General features: G+C 48.3%; 10 protein-coding genes and 2 rRNA genes (1 of these 12 running past the window's edge). 6 read left to right on the top strand and 6 right to left on the bottom strand.

Annotation, left to right across the window (positions count from 1 at the left end; translation table 11 throughout):
- Both ACO08K_RS15240 and rrf read left to right on the top strand, forming a co-directional pair.
- Positions 1-2,319 (top strand): 23S ribosomal RNA (locus ACO08K_RS15240); it begins 414 nt to the left of the window's first position.
- Between the two features lie 237 nt (positions 2,320-2,556).
- Positions 2,557-2,667: ribosomal RNA gene (gene rrf, locus ACO08K_RS15235) — 5S ribosomal RNA — on the top strand.
- A 465-nt stretch (positions 2,668-3,132) separates the two neighbouring features.
- Here the strand turns inward: rrf and ACO08K_RS15230 are convergent.
- Positions 3,133-3,780 (bottom strand): MBL fold metallo-hydrolase, encoded by a 648-nt coding sequence (locus ACO08K_RS15230; RefSeq protein WP_421797265.1) that lies wholly within the window; start codon positions 3,778-3,780, stop codon positions 3,133-3,135.
- Positions 3,781-3,939: 159 nt separating this feature from the next.
- On the opposite strand from ACO08K_RS15230, the gene ACO08K_RS15225 reads away from it, so the two are divergent.
- Positions 3,940-7,482 carry a hypothetical protein gene (locus ACO08K_RS15225; RefSeq protein ID WP_421797264.1) on the top strand — a complete coding sequence of 1,181 codons (3,543 nt, stop codon included), beginning with the start codon at positions 3,940-3,942 and terminating at the stop codon, positions 7,480-7,482.
- 148 nt (positions 7,483-7,630) lie between these two features.
- On the opposite strand, the gene ACO08K_RS15220 is transcribed toward ACO08K_RS15225, so the two are convergent.
- Together ACO08K_RS15220 and ACO08K_RS15215 are read right to left on the bottom strand one after the other, a co-directional pair.
- Positions 7,631-8,782, bottom strand: a complete 1,152-nt coding sequence (locus ACO08K_RS15220) for a methionine aminotransferase (RefSeq protein WP_421797263.1) — start codon at positions 8,780-8,782, stop codon at positions 7,631-7,633.
- A 74-nt stretch (positions 8,783-8,856) separates the two neighbouring features.
- Entirely contained in the window at positions 8,857-9,099 is a 243-nt protein-coding gene (locus tag ACO08K_RS15215; protein WP_421797262.1) for a 4a-hydroxytetrahydrobiopterin dehydratase, read from the bottom strand.
- 133 nt (positions 9,100-9,232) lie between these two features.
- On the opposite strand from ACO08K_RS15215, the gene mtaB reads away from it, so the two are divergent.
- The 3 genes from mtaB (at position 9,233) to ACO08K_RS15200 (ending at position 12,545) form a co-directional block, all read left to right on the top strand.
- The gene (gene mtaB, locus ACO08K_RS15210) at positions 9,233-10,573 is read left to right on the top strand and encodes a tRNA (N(6)-L-threonylcarbamoyladenosine(37)-C(2))-methylthiotransferase MtaB (RefSeq protein WP_421797261.1); all 1,341 of its coding nucleotides are present in this window, start codon (positions 9,233-9,235) and stop codon (positions 10,571-10,573) included.
- Between the two features lie 266 nt (positions 10,574-10,839).
- The gene (locus ACO08K_RS15205) at positions 10,840-11,940 is read left to right on the top strand and encodes a lytic transglycosylase domain-containing protein (RefSeq protein ID WP_421797260.1); all 1,101 of its coding nucleotides are present in this window, start codon (positions 10,840-10,842) and stop codon (positions 11,938-11,940) included.
- A 101-nt stretch (positions 11,941-12,041) separates the two neighbouring features.
- A complete protein-coding gene (locus ACO08K_RS15200) occupies positions 12,042-12,545 on the top strand; it encodes a DUF2911 domain-containing protein (protein ID WP_421797259.1) in 504 nt (167 codons plus the stop codon).
- Between the two features lie 65 nt (positions 12,546-12,610).
- Here ACO08K_RS15200 and uvrB read toward each other — a convergent pair whose 3' ends face one another.
- The 3 genes from uvrB to ACO08K_RS15185 form a co-directional block, all read right to left on the bottom strand.
- Positions 12,611-14,632, bottom strand: coding sequence for an excinuclease ABC subunit UvrB (gene uvrB / locus ACO08K_RS15195; protein ID WP_421797258.1), 2,022 nt, complete (start codon positions 14,630-14,632; stop codon positions 12,611-12,613).
- An 82-nt stretch (positions 14,633-14,714) separates the two neighbouring features.
- Positions 14,715-16,373 carry an adenylate/guanylate cyclase domain-containing protein gene (locus ACO08K_RS15190; RefSeq protein WP_421797257.1) on the bottom strand — a complete coding sequence of 553 codons (1,659 nt, stop codon included), beginning with the start codon at positions 16,371-16,373 and terminating at the stop codon, positions 14,715-14,717.
- A 140-nt stretch (positions 16,374-16,513) separates the two neighbouring features.
- Complete coding sequence (locus ACO08K_RS15185) at positions 16,514-17,512, bottom strand: glycosyltransferase family 2 protein (RefSeq protein WP_421797256.1); 999 nt, start codon at positions 17,510-17,512, stop codon at positions 16,514-16,516.
- Positions 17,513-17,637 lie beyond the last annotated feature (125 nt).

Here is a 17,637-nt window from a genome sequence, read left to right as displayed (position 1 = left end):
GATAGTGAACCAGTACCGTGAGGGAAAGGTGAAAAGAACCGCAAGCAGCGGAGTGAAAAGACCCTGAAACCGTATGTCTACAAGCGGTCGGAGCGTAAAAGCGACGGCGTGCCTTTTGCATAATGATCCTACGAGTTATTCCTTACTAGCAAGTTTAAGTGCTTAAGGCACGGAGGCGTAGCGAAAGCGAGTCTGAATAGGGCGCTCAGCTAGTAGGGATAGACGCGAAACCGAGTGATCTACCCATGGGCAGGTTGAAGGTGAGATAGTCTCTCACTGGAGGACCGAACCGGTAAACGTTGAAAAGTTTTCGGATGACCTGTGGGTAGGGGTGAAAGGCTAATCAAACTCGGAGATAGCTCGTACTCCCCGAAATGCATTTAGGTGCAGCGTTGGGAAGAGTATTGCGGAGGTAGAGCTACCAATAGGGCTAGGGGGCTTCACCGCCTACCAACCCCTGATGAACTCCGAATGCCGTAATATTGCACCAGCAGTGAGGCTACGGGTGCGAAGGTCCGTGGCCAAGAGGGGAACAACCCAGACCATCAGCTAAGGTCCCTAAATTTGAGCTAAGTTGGATAAACGAGGTGGGGATGCTATGACAGCTAGGATGTTTGCTTGGAAGCAGCAATTCATTTAAAGAGTGCGTAACAGCTCACTAGTCGAGCGTTCCTGCGCGGAAAATGAACGGGCATCAAGCTCAATACCGAAGCTATGGACTCTACGGAGTGGTAGGGGAGCATTCCAGTTGCGGCGAAGGTCAAGCGCGAGCTTGGGTGGAGCGGCTGGAAAAGAAAATGTAGGAATGAGTAACGAAAAAATGGGTGAGATACCCATTCGCCGTAAGACTAAGGGTTCCTCGTTCGATGTTAATCAGAACAGGGTTAGCCGGGTCCTAAGGAGCAGCCGAGAGGCGAATCTGATGGCAATCTGGTAAAAATTCCAGAGCTTGCATACACTAAAAAGGGGACGGGGTTGAGGAGATTGCACGTACTGACGGAATAGTGCGTTGAGCGGAAGCCTCTGGCTGAAGCGAGCGATTGAATGAGCCTCCAAGAAAAGCCGAAGTATGCAACCCGTACCGTAAACCGACACAGGTAGTCGAGGAGAGTATCCTAAGGCGCTCGAGTGAACCACGGTTAAGGAACTAGGCAAATTAGCCCCGTAACTTCGGGAGAAGGGGCACCACGAGAGTGGTCGCAGTGAAGAGGTCCAGGCGACTGTTTAGCAAAAACACAGGACTCTGCCAAATCGAAAGATGAAGTATAGGGTCTGACACCTGCCCGGTGCCGGAAGGTTAAGGAAGGGGCTTAGGGGTAACTCGAAGGTCTTGACTGAAGCCCCGGTAAACGGCGGCCGTAACTATAACGGTCCTAAGGTAGCGAAATTCCTTGTCGGGTAAGTTCCGACCTGCACGAATGGTGTAACGATCTGGACACTGTCTCAACCGTGAGCTCGGTGAAATTGAAGTATCGGTGAAGATGCCGGTTACCCGCAACGGGACGGAAAGACCCCGTGAACCTTTACTACAACTTCACGTTGGGTTTGAGCATAAGATGTGTAGGATAGGTGGGAGGCTATGAAGTGATCACGCTAGTGGTTGTGGAGCCGTCCTTGAAATACCACCCTTCTTATGCTTAGATTCTAACCGCAGGGACAGCGTGTGGTGGGTAGTTTGACTGGGGTGGTCGCCTCCAAAAGAGTAACGGAGGCTCGCAAAGGTACCCTCAGCATGGTTGGTAATCATGCGAAGAGCGTATGAGTATAAGGGTGCTTGACTGAGAGACGGACGCGTCGAACAGGGACGAAAGTCGGCTCAAGTGATCCGGTGGTTCCGCATGGAAGGGCCATCGCTCAAAGGATAAAAGGTACTCCGGGGATAACAGGCTGATCTCCCCCAAGAGCTCACATCGACGGGGAGGTTTGGCACCTCGATGTCGGCTCGTCACATCCTGGGGCTGGAGAAGGTCCCAAGGGTTGGGCTGTTCGCCCATTAAAGTGGCACGCGAGCTGGGTTCAGAACGTCGCAAGACAGTTCGGTCCCTATCTGTTGCGGGCGTTGGAATATTGAGGAGATCTGGCTCCAGTACGAGAGGACCGGGTTGGACGAACCTCTAGTGTACCAGTTGTACTGCCAAGTGCACCGCTGGGTAGCTATGTTCGGAACGGATAAGCACTGAAAGCATCTAAGTGCGAAGTCGACTCCAAGATGAGTATTCCTTATTAGGGTCGTGGGAGACTACCACGTTGATAGGCTACAGGTCGAAGTGTGGTAACATACGCAGCCGAGTAGTACTAATTACCCGAAAGCTTCTTATGTGAAGAAGAATGGATGGGAGTGGGTGTCAAAGCTCACTCCCGTGAACAACCTAGAGTGCCTATTCTAAAAGAAATTCTACTTCTACCCAATTGTCATGAAAATACAAAGGGGCTTCAACGCAGGTTGAGGTCAGCAATGATGAAAGTCTGGAAATGCATTGATGAACTATATTTTAGGGATTGTGACCTAGGATTCGTCAATCGACATTCGAAACAATCGTCATTCACCAAAGACTTGTTGGTGGTTATAGCGAGCGGGTTCCACCTCTTCCCATTCCGAACAGAGAAGTTAAGCCGCTCAGCGCTGATGGTACTGCCCTTGGGTGGGAGAGTAGGTCGCTGCCAACTCAATACAACACATACAGCCTCATTCGTTAACTCGGATGGGGCTTTTGTGTGTCTGGGACTGACCAACAACACACCCTGTCCAACACCCAACCCAACCGGAAAAGACGCACGGCCGTGCGTCTCTACAAGGCCCACAATCTCACAATCCACCTAACCACGGAGTGGTTTAATCTTGCATAGCCGCGGTCGTCCGCGGACAAAAGTCGGAGCAAGGCGTCCCAACCACGGCAGTGGTTGAACTGACTAGCAAAAATGGTTCAACCGCTCCCGCGGTTGTGGAACAAGCCCGTAACTGAAAAATCCCCGGACGACCGGGGCTATTCTGAATTCAATCGCTCCGCGATTGGCAGGGTCTTGAAAGTGAGGAAGATAGGACTGTTCTTGGGTAATGAATCTTTCCCCCAACTCATAGAATGATAACTTGATCTTTTCATTTGTCCCGCAACCTGCGGCACAATTCATCCCCTACTCCCCCACCAAAAATGGATTCCCTCCCCTCTCCGCTCCAATCGTCGTCGCCACGCCATGCCCGGAATACACCTTCACCTCATCCGGCAGTACCATCAATTTTTCCCGAATGTTTTTCATCAAGGTTTGGTAATTCCCGCCGGGTAAGTCGTAGCGCCCGATGCTGTTTTTGAACAAAACATCGCCCGAGAGTACAAAACGATCCTTTTCGCAGTAAAAAGAAAGGCTAGCTGGGGAGTGACCGGGCGTAAAAATGGCTTTGAGCTTGGTTTCCCCAAACTCAATCACATCACCCGCCGTGAGAAACTTGCCAATGGCAGGCGAAGGCTCAGGATAAGGAATTTGGTACATCGAGGCCACCTGCACCCCAGTATCGAGCACCACCTGTTCGCCCTGGTGGGCTTCTAGTACCAGGTTAAAAGTAGTCGAGATAAAGTGATTGCCCAAAATATGGTCGATGTGGCAATGCGTATTGATTAGGCGGACCGGGCGCAACTCCAGGCGGTGGATCGTTTCCAAGAGCTCGGCTTTTTCATCGGGGAACAAGCAGCCGGGATCCACTACTATACATTCCTTCGTATCATCATAGACAACGTACGTGTTTTCCTGGAAAGGATTGAACGTAAGCTGGATAACATTTGCCATCCTTTTATTAATTTAGATTGTACATTTTCACAAAAATGGCTAATTTGAGAGGTATGTTATGGAGAATCGGGTAGATTATTTTTTTTATCTGGTTTTTTCTGCTCAAAATGAACTGAATGTGGCACGATTATGTCATATTCTAAGCAAAATAAGTAGTGTATGATCAAGCGACTTTACCTCTTGTGTTTGATGGGAGTTGTGCTGTTCAGTGTGGGCGCATTGGCACAGAGTAGCAACCAAGTCAAATTTGGCAAGAACCGCGTCCAATACCATAAAGACTTCGATGAATGGTCGCAGTACGAAAGCGACAATTTCTTTGTGTACTATTACGGTAAGTCGCGCAATGCCGCCCATAAGGTCGTACAAATGGCGGAGTACGACTTCGACGAGATCCAGGCTCTCCTGGAGCATCGTATGAACGAAAAGCTCCAGATCATCGTGTACGCGGACGCGACCGACGTGAAACAGAGCAACATCGGTTCGGAGGACTTGTTTGTGAGTAGCAACAACCAAACCAAGGTTTCGGGCACTACCATCTTTGTCTATTTCGATGGCAACCACCAACACCTGCGTGAGCAAGTGCGCGAAGGCATCGCAGCGGTTTACCTCAATACCATGTTGTTTGGAGCCAACATCCAGGAGATTGTGCAAAATGCAGTAATGCTAAATTTGCCCAATTGGTTCAAAGAAGGTCTAGTAGCCTACGCTGGCCAAACCTGGAACGTAGAACGCGACAACGAACTGCGCAACATCCTACTCAGCCGCCGCTACAAAAAATTCGAACGTTTTGCCGATGATTTCCCCCGCCTGGCTGGACAATCCATGTGGTATTTCATCAGCGAAAAATATGGCCGCCCAGCGGTGTCCAACCTCTTGTACCTCACCCGCATCAACCGCAGTGTAGAAAGTGGGTTCTTGTACGTCATGGATCAATCTTTCCAGTCGGTAGTACAAGAATGGGATCAGTTTTACCGCAGCCGCTACGAAGGAGACCTCAAAGGCCGCCAAAACCCCCAGGCAACCCAAATCGTTACCCTGAAAAAACGCAAGGAACAATTACCTCTGACTCAACTCAAACTCAGTCCTGATGGCAACAAGGTCGCTTATGTGCTCAATGACATGGGGCGCGCCAACGTTTACATCTACGACTTACAACAGAAGAAAAAAACCAAAATTTTTAAGGAAGGTTACCGCAATGCTCTCCAGGCTACCGATTTTAATTACCCCTTGATCGCCTGGAATCCAACCGGGCAACAACTGACCATTTTATACGAGCGCCGGGATAACCTGAAACTGGCCAACTACGATGTCTACAAAAAGAAAATCACCACCGAGCTGCTTTCTGAGCAATACCAAAGGGTTTACAGCCTCGATTTTGTCGACAACTTTACCCTCCTCTTTTCAGCGGAAGTGAGTGGTCAATCCGATATTTTCCTCTATACCCCACGTACCCGCCAAAGCCAGCGCATCACCGCCGACATTTATGACGACCTGGATGCTGCGGTGGTCAATGTCCGGAATCGCAAAGGTATCCTCTTTACCTCCAATCGCCCAGACATCTTCCTGCGCAACATCAAGCCGGATAGTATCTTGCCCGTGGCCTCCCTGGATGTGTTTTATTATGACCTCAAGGGAGAAATCAAGGAGTTTGTACGGGTGACGAACACTCCCTTGGCCAGTGAACGTTTTCCGATGCAGGTGGATAGCACTTATTTTTCGTATCTGAGTGATCGGCACGGCATCTACAATCGTGAATCGGGTTTTTTAGAAACTTTCGTACGCGAATATCTACAGCATATTTATTTAAAAGACGGTACCGAACTGGTGTGGCCAATGGATTCATCAGTGGCTAAATTGGATTCAACCCAAATTGACTCCGTACAGGTACGTCCCGTGATCCGGGAACGTGCGATTACCCACATCGAAACCAATTACCCCTACCACATCAGCCAGCAGCACAGCGCACCACAAAGTGGAAAATTGGTGGAATCTTATGCGGCATTGGGACGTCGATCTTTTTACACCAACCGACTGACACCTACCAATTCCAGTGCTCCAGCTACCACCGCCTTCAGAGCACGGGAAAAACAAATGGAAGACTTGATTTTTGTAAAAGATACGGCTTCCACTCCAGGTATGCCAGTGTTGACAAATGGGGTGCCCGTGCGACCAATTCTGGTAGATACCCCAAAGGTAGAGATTGTGGTTAAAGCACCACCCAAAGATACAACCACCAAAACGAACCAGGAGGAATTGTACTTGTTTCAAAGCGAGTTTGGAAATCCTCCTCCCACTAATTCCGTAGCCGAGAAAAAACCGGAAGAAACGCCTGCTGTCACTACTGAACCAGCGACCACTCCCCCACCCGCAACAACTCGGCCCAGCGAAACCCTGGCGCCGGTAAACGGTATGAGTTTCCCATTGAAAATGGCCACGAACCGCAAAGTGTACATCCTCAACCCAACCCGGGCTATCCCCTATCGTTTGCAGTTCCGTTCCGATTTTGTGACCTCACAAATGGACAACTCGCTGCTCTTTGAAGGCATGGAAAGTACAGCTGCCAATCCGGATGGATACCAGTTACCTCCTCCAGGAATTTTGCTCAAGGCAAATGTCAAGGATCTTTTTGAAGACTATGAATTTGAAGGCGGTATTCGGATTCCAACTACCTTCAATGGTGCGGAATACTTCGTGACCTTCAACAATAAAAAACACCGCCTGGATCAAACCTACGCGGTCTACATGCGCAATACGCGCTTCAACGACCAGAGCCCAACTTTGGTGCCCCGTCGACGGGAGTACAATATTCTGCTGGGGCAATACGGCATCCGCTACCCACTCGATGTTTTCCGCAGCATCAGAGCCACCACTACCCTACGGCGCGACCGCATGGTACAACTGGCAACCGATCGTGCTACCTATAATGTGCCTGATCAAACCAGCCAACGCATTGGATTGCGCATGGAATACGTGTTTGACAACACCGTTGATATTGCCCTCAACTTGCGTACGGGTACCCGTTATCGAGTCTTTGCGGAAGCCCAAAAGAAATTCTCGGTTGGTGATGAATCCAATTTTGACATTAATTTCAATAAAGGCTTCATGACCGTGCTGGGTGCCGACTTTAGGCATTACCAACGCATTTTGCGCCATTCGATTTTGGCAGGGCGTTTTGCGGCGGGTACCTCCTTCGGTTCGGAGCGGATCCTTTACTTCCTGGGTGGAATGGACAACTGGCTTTTCCCTCAGCAAAACAACGATATTCCTGTACCTAGCGGCAATTTTGCTTTCCAAACCCTGGCGGCCAACCTGCGCGGGTTCCCCATCAACATCCGCAATGGTAGCTCCTTTGCACTGGTGAATACCGAATTGAGGGTGCCATTGTTCCGCTACATCTCGCGTCGCATTCAGTCACCATTGTTCAAGAATTTTCAGGTGGTTGGCTTCTTCGACATTGGTACTGCCTGGGAAGGCAAAACACCTTACCGCGAGGACAACCCATTGAATACTTCAAAATTCCCCGATGGGCCTTTCATCACAACTACGGTTAATTATTTCCGGGATCCGTTGGTGGCAGGTTATGGTTTTGGAGCGCGGACGACGCTGTTTGGGTATTTCATTCGGGCGGATTATGCCTGGGGAATTGAAACGCAGCAGATCCAGAAGCCGAAGTTGTATTTGTCCTTTGGATTGGACTTTTAATCTGAGGTGATACTATGGTTTCTAAAGTTTCTTAGGTGGTGAAAAAGAAAAAAACCTGCGTAGCAAGGGCTTCTTTCACCACCTGAGAAACCTAAGGCACTTAAGGAATCACCTAAGCTAAGAAGGGACGAAATGAATTGGATAGACCTCAAATCTTTCCGATCTCCCGCAATAGCTTTGCCGCTCTTTCCAAAGTCTCTTCTTTTTTTGCAAAACAGAAACGAATGATCTTCTCATCCCGCTTGCTGTGGTAGAATACAGAAACGGGAATTGCCGCAACACCGTACTCCATGGTCAGGCGCCGACAAAAATCCACATCGGGCTCGGTGCTGATCTGGCTATAATCACAGAGTTGGAAATAAGAACCTTCACTCAACAGTGGGCGAAACAGCGAACCCTCGATGGCGTCGAGGAAAAAATCTCTTTTATGGGTAAAAAAAGTACCTAGGCCCAGGTACTCGTGGGGGTCCTCCAGAAAATCCGCCAAGGCATATTGCATGGGGGTATTGATCGAAAAAACATTAAACTGGTGCACCTTGCGAAACTCAGCCGTAAGCGCAGGCGGGGCAACGCAGTAGCCTATTCTCCATCCAGTATTGTGGAAAGTTTTGCCAAAAGAATATACAGCTAAAGCCCGTTCACGCAAAGCTGGGTAACGCAAAACGCTTTGATGTTCGTGGCCATCGTACACCATGTGTTCGTATACCTCGTCGCTGAGAATGATGATGTCGCTGCTGCTCACCAGTTTTTCCAGGGCCTGCATATCGGCTGGCTTCAGAATTTTTCCGATTGGGTTTTGGGGCGTGTTGATGATGATCATGCGGGTCTTCATGCTGATCAAACGCATCAGGCGGTCCCAGTCGATGGTGTAGTCGGGAGCACTGAGCTCAAAGGATTTTGTCATGCCGCCGAATAGCTCAATGCTGGGGCGGTAAGAGTCATAGGCGGGTTCAAAAATGATGACTTCATCACCCGGGCTTACCAGTGCGCCAATAGCCGTGAAAATACCTTCAGTGGCCCCACAAGTAATGGTGATCTCCTTATCCGGGTCAATTTTCACCCCGTACAGGCCATCAATTTTTTCAGCAATGCGCTGGCGCAAAATCGGTACACCCGCCATAGGGGCATACTGATTGTAACCCTGACGCATGTAGTGGGCCACCAACTCGTTTAAACGTTGGGAGGACGGAAAATCCGGAAAACCCTGCGCAAGATTAATGGCCCCGTGTTCTTGCGCCAGGGCAGACATAACCGTAAAGATGGTGGTGCCTACGCCCGGTAATTTAGATGACACAATCATGGCAGTAAAGCTACTCAATGTCGGGCAATCTCAGTATGGTTTGGGCATGATTTATTCTGATTCTAATTACTATGTTATTGATAACGTGTCAAAACCCGATCAATCGCCTTTGCCAGGTCCCGATCCTTATCCGTCACAATATCGCCTGCATCGTGGGTGCTTAGATTGATCTCGACCCGATTCCAGACATTGGTCCATAACGGGTGGTGTTCGTGCTTTTCAGCTAACATTGCCACTTCAGTCATAAACGCGAAGGCTTGGCTAAAATCTTTAAAATGAAAGGTTGCTGAGAGTTGATTGTCTTTTTCTGTCCACATGATAAGGATGATTTCCTTGTATAAAGGTTTGCGCTTGAAAAAGTTCAACTCATGCAGCGCATTGTTTGTGCTATAAAGGAGAAAGGCTTATCTTTGCCCCCTGTTTTTCATCAAGTTAAAGCAAGAGTGCAGCATGGCCACGCCGAGAACAGTCGCATTTTATACATTGGGATGTAAATTGAACTACTCCGAGACTTCCTCGATTGCCCGTTTGTTTGAAGGAGCGGGTTATACCGAGGTAGAATTTGAGCAGGGTGCCGATGTGTATGTGATCAATACTTGTTCCGTGACCGATTTTGCGGATCGCAAGTGCCGCAAAGTGGTGCGCCAGGCCCTACGCCATTCCTCGCAGGCCTTTGTAGTGGTGGTGGGTTGTTATGCCCAACTCAAACCCGAGGAAATTGCTGAAATTCCCGGCGTTGATCTGGTGCTGGGGGCTGCTGAAAAATTCCGCATTCTGGATTTTATCGATACGCTTTCGAAAGCGCCCGGTAAGGGGATGGTTCACGCAGGGGAAGTCCGAGAGGCCCGTAATTTTGTCGATGCCTTTTCCTTTGGCGACCGCACCCGTTCTTTCCTCAAGGTGCAGGATGGCTGCAATTACAAATGTTCTTTTTGCACCATTCCCCAAGCACGGGGTGCCAGTCGTAGTGACAAGGTGGAAAACGTGGTTGCCAATGCCTGGAAAATTGCCGAGATGGGCGTTAAGGAAATTGTGCTCACCGGGGTGAACATCGGCGATTTTGGCAATGGAACCGAGGTGATCGAAGGAACTGCACCCAAGAAGGAAGCAATGTTCATCGACTTGATCAAGGAACTGGACAAAGTGGAAGGCATCAGCCGCTTTCGGATTTCTTCGATTGAACCCAATTTGTGCACCGACGAAATCATTGATTTTGTTGCAGGCTCACAACGTTTTGCGCCCCATTTGCACATGCCTCTCCAATCGGGCAACAACCAGCAACTGCGGCTGATGCGTCGTCGTTATACCCGGGAGTTGTACGCTGAGCGGGTTGCACGCATCAAACAACAAATGCCGCATGCCTGTATTGGGGTGGATGTCATTGTGGGCTTTCCTGGTGAAACGAACGAAGACTTCTTGGAAACCTATCATTTCCTCAACGATTTGGATATTTCCTACCTACATGTCTTCACTTATTCTGAACGGGCCAATACTCCTGCTGCAGAAATGGAAGGGGTGGTCCCGGTCAATGTACGACGGGAGCGCAATGAGATGTTGGGCATTTTGAGTGAAAAAAAGCGGCGGCATTTTTACGAGCAGCACCTTGGGCAAAATCGCCCGGTTTTGTTTGAAGTCCACAAAGACAAAAACTTGATGGCGGGTTTTACTGACAATTACATCAAGATAGAAGCACCCTTGCAAGTTGAATTGTTAAATCAGGTCTTAAGCGTTGATTTACAAAAAATTAACCGTGAAGGTATTGTGGAAATTGGACTTGAGATACTAGCCTGATTTTTCAATCATTTTTATATCGTTAAATTAACTTATTTCGACTTACATAAATCACAGGTTTCATGCACTTTTCTCGTTGCACAAAGAATTATGTGGAAAACTTTTTCCTAAGACGTTGACTACAAGAGTTTTATTTTTAAGTTAAATAGCCTATCTTTACCTTAAGCTTTTGAAATTAGACTATTTACCTACCTACGGCGCTTCTGCCATTGTTACAATTCCAAGTATTTCGAACATATTTCAAACACCAGCAAACTTTCATTCCCATGAACACCACTTGCCCCCGAGGAGTATACCAACTCCTTCTAGTACCCTGTTTGGCCATTAGTTTCACATGCCCTGCTAACGCCAATTCTGATTACGATTTTTTGAAGATTCACCCTGCCGCTGCCACAATTTTTCAGCGCGACAATTTGCCGAATCTGGCGCTTACCAACACACACTCTCTGGCCTATGTAAAAATGTACGCTGCCCATGGAAAGGCGCATACCGCTGCAATGTTAGGCCGTGGCATGTATTATTTCCCCATTTTTGAGCGGCACTTAAGCGCTCAGCAAATGCCATTGGAGTTGAAATACCTTTCTATGGTGGAATCTGAACTGCGGACTGATGTGGAATCGCCAAGTGGAGCAATAGGTCTATGGCAATTTATGTCCCCTACGGCTCGGCACTATGGTTTACGCCAGAATGATTGGCGCGACGAGCGGCGCGACCCCGAAGCGGCTACCTTGGCTGCAGTGACCTACCTCAAAGATTTGTATGCCGAATTTGGCAATTGGGAGTTGGTCATCGGCGCTTACAATTGTGGCTCTGGACGTATGCACAGGGCTATACGCCGGGCAAAATCCACCGACTTTGCCCTGGTGCGCAAACATTTGCCCGAGCAAACACAATCCTATCTGGCCAAGTTTTATGCAGCCGCCTATATCTCCAACTTTTTTGAAGATTACCAAATTGCCCCAAAAATTCCTACAGCACTGAATGGAGGCACCCGCAGCATCGAAGTGAAAGAGGTAAATTCCTTTGCTCAATTGTCGCGCATTTGCCGCTTACCCATCAGCAAAATCAAGCGCCTCAATCCGCAATACCTCCAAGGCGCCTGGCCCGATGGAGTAGGGAGCATCTGGATGGTGCTGCCGGAAGAACCTGCGCGGCGTTACCTGGCTCATTTTAACCGGATGCCTCAACGAATTGATGTTTTGCCAGAGGAAGCTTTACATGAAGATTCGGCTTATTTGCCAATTACCGAGCCATACCGCATCCTGAATTCAATTTTGGTGGATTTAGGGGGGCGTCAGCCAGCTAAGGAACAAAGCCAAGGGACTCGCAGATATTACTCAAAATATTTCTTGCGCGGAGAAGCGTAAACTTGAACAAACTTGATCGTGTTTTGATAAGGCATACCAAAAAGATTTTGTACATCTTTGTGAACAACTAGTTTTGTATCACATCAAACCAAATCAAAGACATGAAAAAGATTTTTTTGTTACTCAGCTTATCCATGATCGGTTTATTGGCCCATGCTCAGGAGAATAAACCAGCAGCCAGCCCAGCAGCTAAAGCCAGTGCAACGATTAAAGGTAAAACCGTCACCGTTGAATACAGCCAACCTTCGGTGAAAGGACGTGAAATTTGGGGCAAACTGGTGCCCTATGGCCAGGTATGGCGTACGGGGGCCAACGCCAGTACGTCTATTGAATTTTCTGCGGATGTAATGGTACAAGGAAAGGCAGTGCCTAAAGGAAAATATGCCCTATTCACCATTCCTAATGCTGATCAATGGACCATCATCATCAATAAAACCATCGCCTGGGGTGCCTATACTTACAAGGAGGCAGATGATGTGATCAGGGTAAATGTACCTGTTAAAAAATCCAAAGCTTTCACTGAACAAATGACCATTGGAGTTTCCAAAAAAGGGGTTGTTTCAGTGATGTGGGCAGATGTGCAGGTAGATTTCAAGGTGAAATAAATTATCCTGTTGGGGCGGCCCTATGTGGTCGCCCATCGTGTAGGGGCAACCACATAGGGTTGCCCCTACACGGTTTTTAATTTTTCCCGCAAGGCAAACAAATCATCCCGCAATTGCGCCGCTGTAATAAAATCCAATTCTTTGGCGGCCTGTTTCATCTTGCGTTCGGTTTCTTGAGCCAGTTTTTCCAATTGATCCCGCGTCATATAACTCACCAAGGGATCTGCAGCTATGGTTACCGTTTCGGGTTCGATGTAAGCCTGGGTCGTTTTGCCCCTTACATCGAGAATGGAACGTTGGTTGAGGATTTCTTCTTTTGATTTAAACACCGTTTTGGGTGTAATGCCTCGCTCTTCGTTGTAAGACATTTGAATGGCACGGCGGCGAACCGTTTCATCAATGGTACGTTGCATGGAATCGGTGATTTTGTCAGCATAAAAAATCACCAGCCCATTTGAATTCCGGGCAGCTCGGCCAGCAGTTTGGGTCAATGAGCGGTCGTTGCGCAAAAAACCTTCCTTGTCCGCATCCAGAATGGCTACCAGAGATACCTCGGGTAAGTCCAAACCTTCCCGCAAAAGGTTAACCCCGATCAGCACATCAAAACCGCCTAGGCGCAAGTCGCGCAAAATTTCCACCCGTTCCATGGTGTCCACTTCGGAGTGGATATAGCGTACCTTGATATTGAGTTTGGAAAGGTATTTGGTCAGTTCCTCAGCCATCCGTTTGGTCAGGGTGGTAACGAGAACCCGTTCATCTTTTTCGATGCGCTGTTGAATTTCCTCCAACAAATCATCAATTTGATTGAGGCTGGGACGCACCTCGATAGGCGGATCCAGTAAGCCTGTTGGGCGAATCAATTGCTCCACTAGTACACCGCCCGTTTGTTCCAACTCATAATCGCCAGGCGTAGCGCTGACGTAAATGACCTGGTTAATGAGGCCTTCAAATTCGGTAAAATTAAGTGGACGGTTGTCCATTGCAGAGGGGAGTCGAAAACCGTGTTCCACCAGGCTGAGCTTGCGCGCCCGGTCTCCACCATACATACCCCTTAGCTGTGGAATGGTGACGTGGCTTTCGTCAATCACCAACAAATAATCATCCGGGAAATAATCCAATAAACAGAAGGGGCGAGTGCCCACGGTACGTCCGTCAAAAAAGCGCGAATAATTTTCAACCCCGTTGCAATAGCCCAATTCCTTGATCATTTCCAGGTCAAAACTGGTGCGCTCGTGGATGCGTTTGGCTTCCAGGATGCGGCTTTCCCGTTCGAAGAATCGCTCCTGATCGTGCAATTCATCCTCAATCTGGCGGATGATCATGCCCAATCTTTCTTTGGGAGCAATGTAGAGGTTGGCGGGAAAAATGGCTGCGGTGCTCATTTTTTCAATACGTTTGCCCGTTTCCACCTCGATCATTTCGATTTCGTCGATCTCGTCGCCAAAAAACTGAATCCGATAGCCGTAATCTACGTAGGGTAAATTGATGTCCACGGTATCGCCGCGCACACGGAAAGTGGCGCGTTTGAACTCTATCTCTGTCCGGGAATAAAGGCTTTCTACCAATTTGTACAAAAAGGCATTGCGGGAAATGACCTGTCCCTTTTGGATGCGAATGATCCCTGTTTTGTAATCTTCCGGGTTGCCCATACCATAGATGCAGGAAACCGAAGCGACAATGATGATGTCGCGCCGCCCGGAAAGCAAGTTGGAGGTAGCCCGTAAGCGTAGCTTATCCACCTGCTCGTTGATTTGTAAGTCTTTTTCGATGTAGGTATCACTCACCGAGAGGTAAGCTTCGGGCTGGTAATAGTCGTAATAAGAAACAAAGTATTCCACGGCGTTGTCAGGGAAAAAGTCCTGCAATTCGCCATACAATTGCGCGGTGAGGGTTTTGTTGTGGGTCAGCACCAGCGTTGGGCGATCCACATTGGCAATCACATTGGCTATGGTGAAGGTTTTACCTGAACCCGTTACGCCTAAAAGGACCTGGGCTCTTTCACCTCTGTTCAATCTATTGGTTAATTCAGCAATGGCTACGGGCTGATCGCCAGTCGGGGAGTATTTGGAAACGAGTTGGAATGACATCTTGTAAGCTGCGTTTGAAAGAGCATAAAAATACAAAAAGTTTTGATCATTCCAAACTCGTTTTTAGTGCTTTTGCAAGCGCTTATGCAGCACCTACGGTGCTTGCTTTTTTATTCACATAGTACATGTCCAATTCTCCTTTGTTCTTGGCGGGCATTTTACCCCGATAATTGCAATCGTAGCGGTAACGGATCAGGTTATAGGTATCTTGCGAAACATTCACCTGCCCGGCTTCACTGTTGGCTTCGATGCGGGAAGCGAGGTTAACGGTATCGCCCCAGATGTCGTAGGCAAATTTTACATCCCCTACCACTCCGGCTACAACAGGCCCGGTGTGCAGCCCGATGCGGGCTTCAAAATAAGGTTTACCTTGTTTGATGCGCAACTCTTTGTATTCTTCCAGGTAAGACTGCATGTCGAGGGCCGCCTGAACTAGATTGTTCGGTAATCCTTTGCGTTCGGATAAACCAGACGCACACATATAGGCATCCCCAATGGTTTTGATTTTTTCAATGTCGGGATACTGCTTGGTGATGTGGTCAAAAGCTTTGAAACATTTGTCCAGTTCTTCTACCAATTCTTCTGGTGCCAGTTGCTCCGCTATCTTGGTAAAATTGACGAAGTCTGAAAAAAGTACAGTAACCTGGTCAAAACGGCGGGCTTTGGCTTTGCCGTTGGCTTTGAGCTCATCGGCAATGTTTTTGGGCAGGATGTTGAGCAAGAGTTCCTCGTTGCGCAATTTCTCCTGTTCAATGATTTTGTTCTTTTCGGCGAGGGTTCTTTCGCTGCGTTGCTTGGCTTTGAAGCGACCAAAAAGTAACATTGAGAGCAGCAAGAAAAATGCTGCGGCCAGCCCACTCAATTGGATGAATTTGGTTTGCGCCGCTACTTCGTTTTTGCGTTTCTCAGCTTCCAGTTTGGCAACGGTGATAATGGCTTCTTTTTCGGCCAATACCAGTTCCTGTTCCAGTTTTTCCCGCGAAAGTTGTTTTACTTCCGCTTCTTTAGCTTTTGCAGCGTCTTCAGCTTGAACTTTGGCTTTGGAGATGGTCTGAATATCTTCCTCTTTGCGGGTAATCACTTCCTCCGCCATCAGGTTTTTTTCTTCCAGCTTTTCGTTGGATTCTGCCAGTTTTTCTTTTTCGGTACTCAACTGGTTTTTTTCCGCAGAAAGATCGGCGAGGCGGCCCTGGATTTGGCTGATCTGGGCTTCCAGATTGCGTTTTTCTCGTTCGAGAGAGGAGCGCTGGGAGTTGTACTTGTTTTCCAGGTCACTCATGTTGTAGCCTTTGGAGTTCACAAACCTGAAAGCTTCGCTGGTGTGTTTAAAAGCGTCATCGTACTCACGATTTTTGGCGTAATATGCGCTCAATTTCTCGGTGCTTCTGGCTAACATATCCAGATCATTGGCTTCTTTGGCGAAATTAATAGCATATTTCATGTACACCCTGAAATTGGCCATGTCCTTCTTGCGCTCGGCAATGGTGGCGATTAAGTAGTTGCTGGCCGCTGCTTGAACCTTATTGCCGCTACTGGCGGATTCTCTAGCTGCAGCCTTGGCATAACTCAAGGCTTTTTCCACATCACTGGTCAAATAAGCATTAGCCAATTGTTGGTTGAGGGTGATTTTTTCCTGCACATTGGTCGTTTCCTGGAGCTGCTTTTCCAGTTCTGGGATCGACTGGGCCCAGATCATGTTGAGGGAAAAAAGGATGAGCAGACCTATTACACTATATTTCATGGTCAAGTGACAATTTTTTGAACTACAAGATAACTCTAAAAAGCACGATTTAGTATTTTTTTCATGCGTTTTCAGACAGCAAAGCTTATGTAATAAGGCGATATTGGTTAAAATGTTACAGTTTGAATGGCTATTTCACCCTAACAAAACCAGAAATAATCCAATCCTGGCTTAAGTCCTAATTCATCTAGCAAGGCTTTGATCGCGATTTGATCAGCGGGTGCACTTACCGAAATGATGATTTGCATCGGCCCCAACTCTTTTAACTTGGACTCCTTCTCCATGATTACCCCATAAATTTGGTGCCCCCACTTGCGGGGATTATCACATACCCAGCGGAACTTCACTTTGGCCTCGTTGAGCATGGTCGCAAAAGCTTTCCCCCTCGGCCCAGCACCCCAGAGCACCAATTCGCGAGTGGGGTCATGATCCAGGGCCAGAAACCAGGGTAGCTTCACGCGGAAGTACTTCTGCATGTCGTACGCTTCATTCATGCGGGTGGTACGGTCTTCGTGGTCACGCCAGTAGAGTAGCACTTCGGGCACGGTATGGGGTTGGAGGCCTATTTGTCGAAAGCGAAAGATCAGGTCGTAATCTTCGGGTTTGATGTTGGGTTCAAAGGCACCCGCACGTAGTAAGTCCTCGCGGTATACCAACCAGCAAGGGGCTGGAATCGGGCAATCGCGGTAAATTTCTTCCCATTGCCTGCCTTCCAAATTGACCTTGTTGATCCATTCGCCGTAGCGGGCGTAGCCTTCGCCCAATTGGGCATCGGAGAAATATTTGACCAAACCCGTAGTCAAATGCCCGGGACCATTTGCGACCAGCAAACTGTACATGCGCTCCAGTTTTTGCGGAGCCATAATGTCGTCGGCATCCATGCGGGTGATGAGGGCACCAGTACTTTGCTCCAGAGCCAGGCGTAACGCGGGGATCACGCCCTTCTCGGGATTGCGCAATGGGCGGATGCGTGCATCCCGCTCTTGGTAGGCTGCCAGAATTTGCGGAGTACTATCCGTAGATTGATCATCAATGGCGAGCAGTTCCCAATCTATATAAGTTTGAGCCAAAATGCTGTCCAAACACTCTGCCAAATAACGTTCTTCATTGAAAATCGGCAACAGGATACTGATACGCATGGTATATTGAATGGTTGAGGGAGGCACAAAAGTAATGGAGCTGGTGTAAAATGACAAAAATTATATTTTGCCAGACACCTTTGAATGAAATTTAAGTCCAACATCCATTCCTGAGGCAAAAAAAA

The sequence above is a fragment of the Haliscomenobacter sp. genome, from assembly GCF_965225875.1.
Classification (GTDB): Bacteria; Bacteroidota; Bacteroidia; order Chitinophagales; family Saprospiraceae; genus Haliscomenobacter.
The sequence above is the reverse complement of the archived record's forward strand: the minus strand, read 5'-3'. Positions and strand labels throughout refer to the sequence as shown.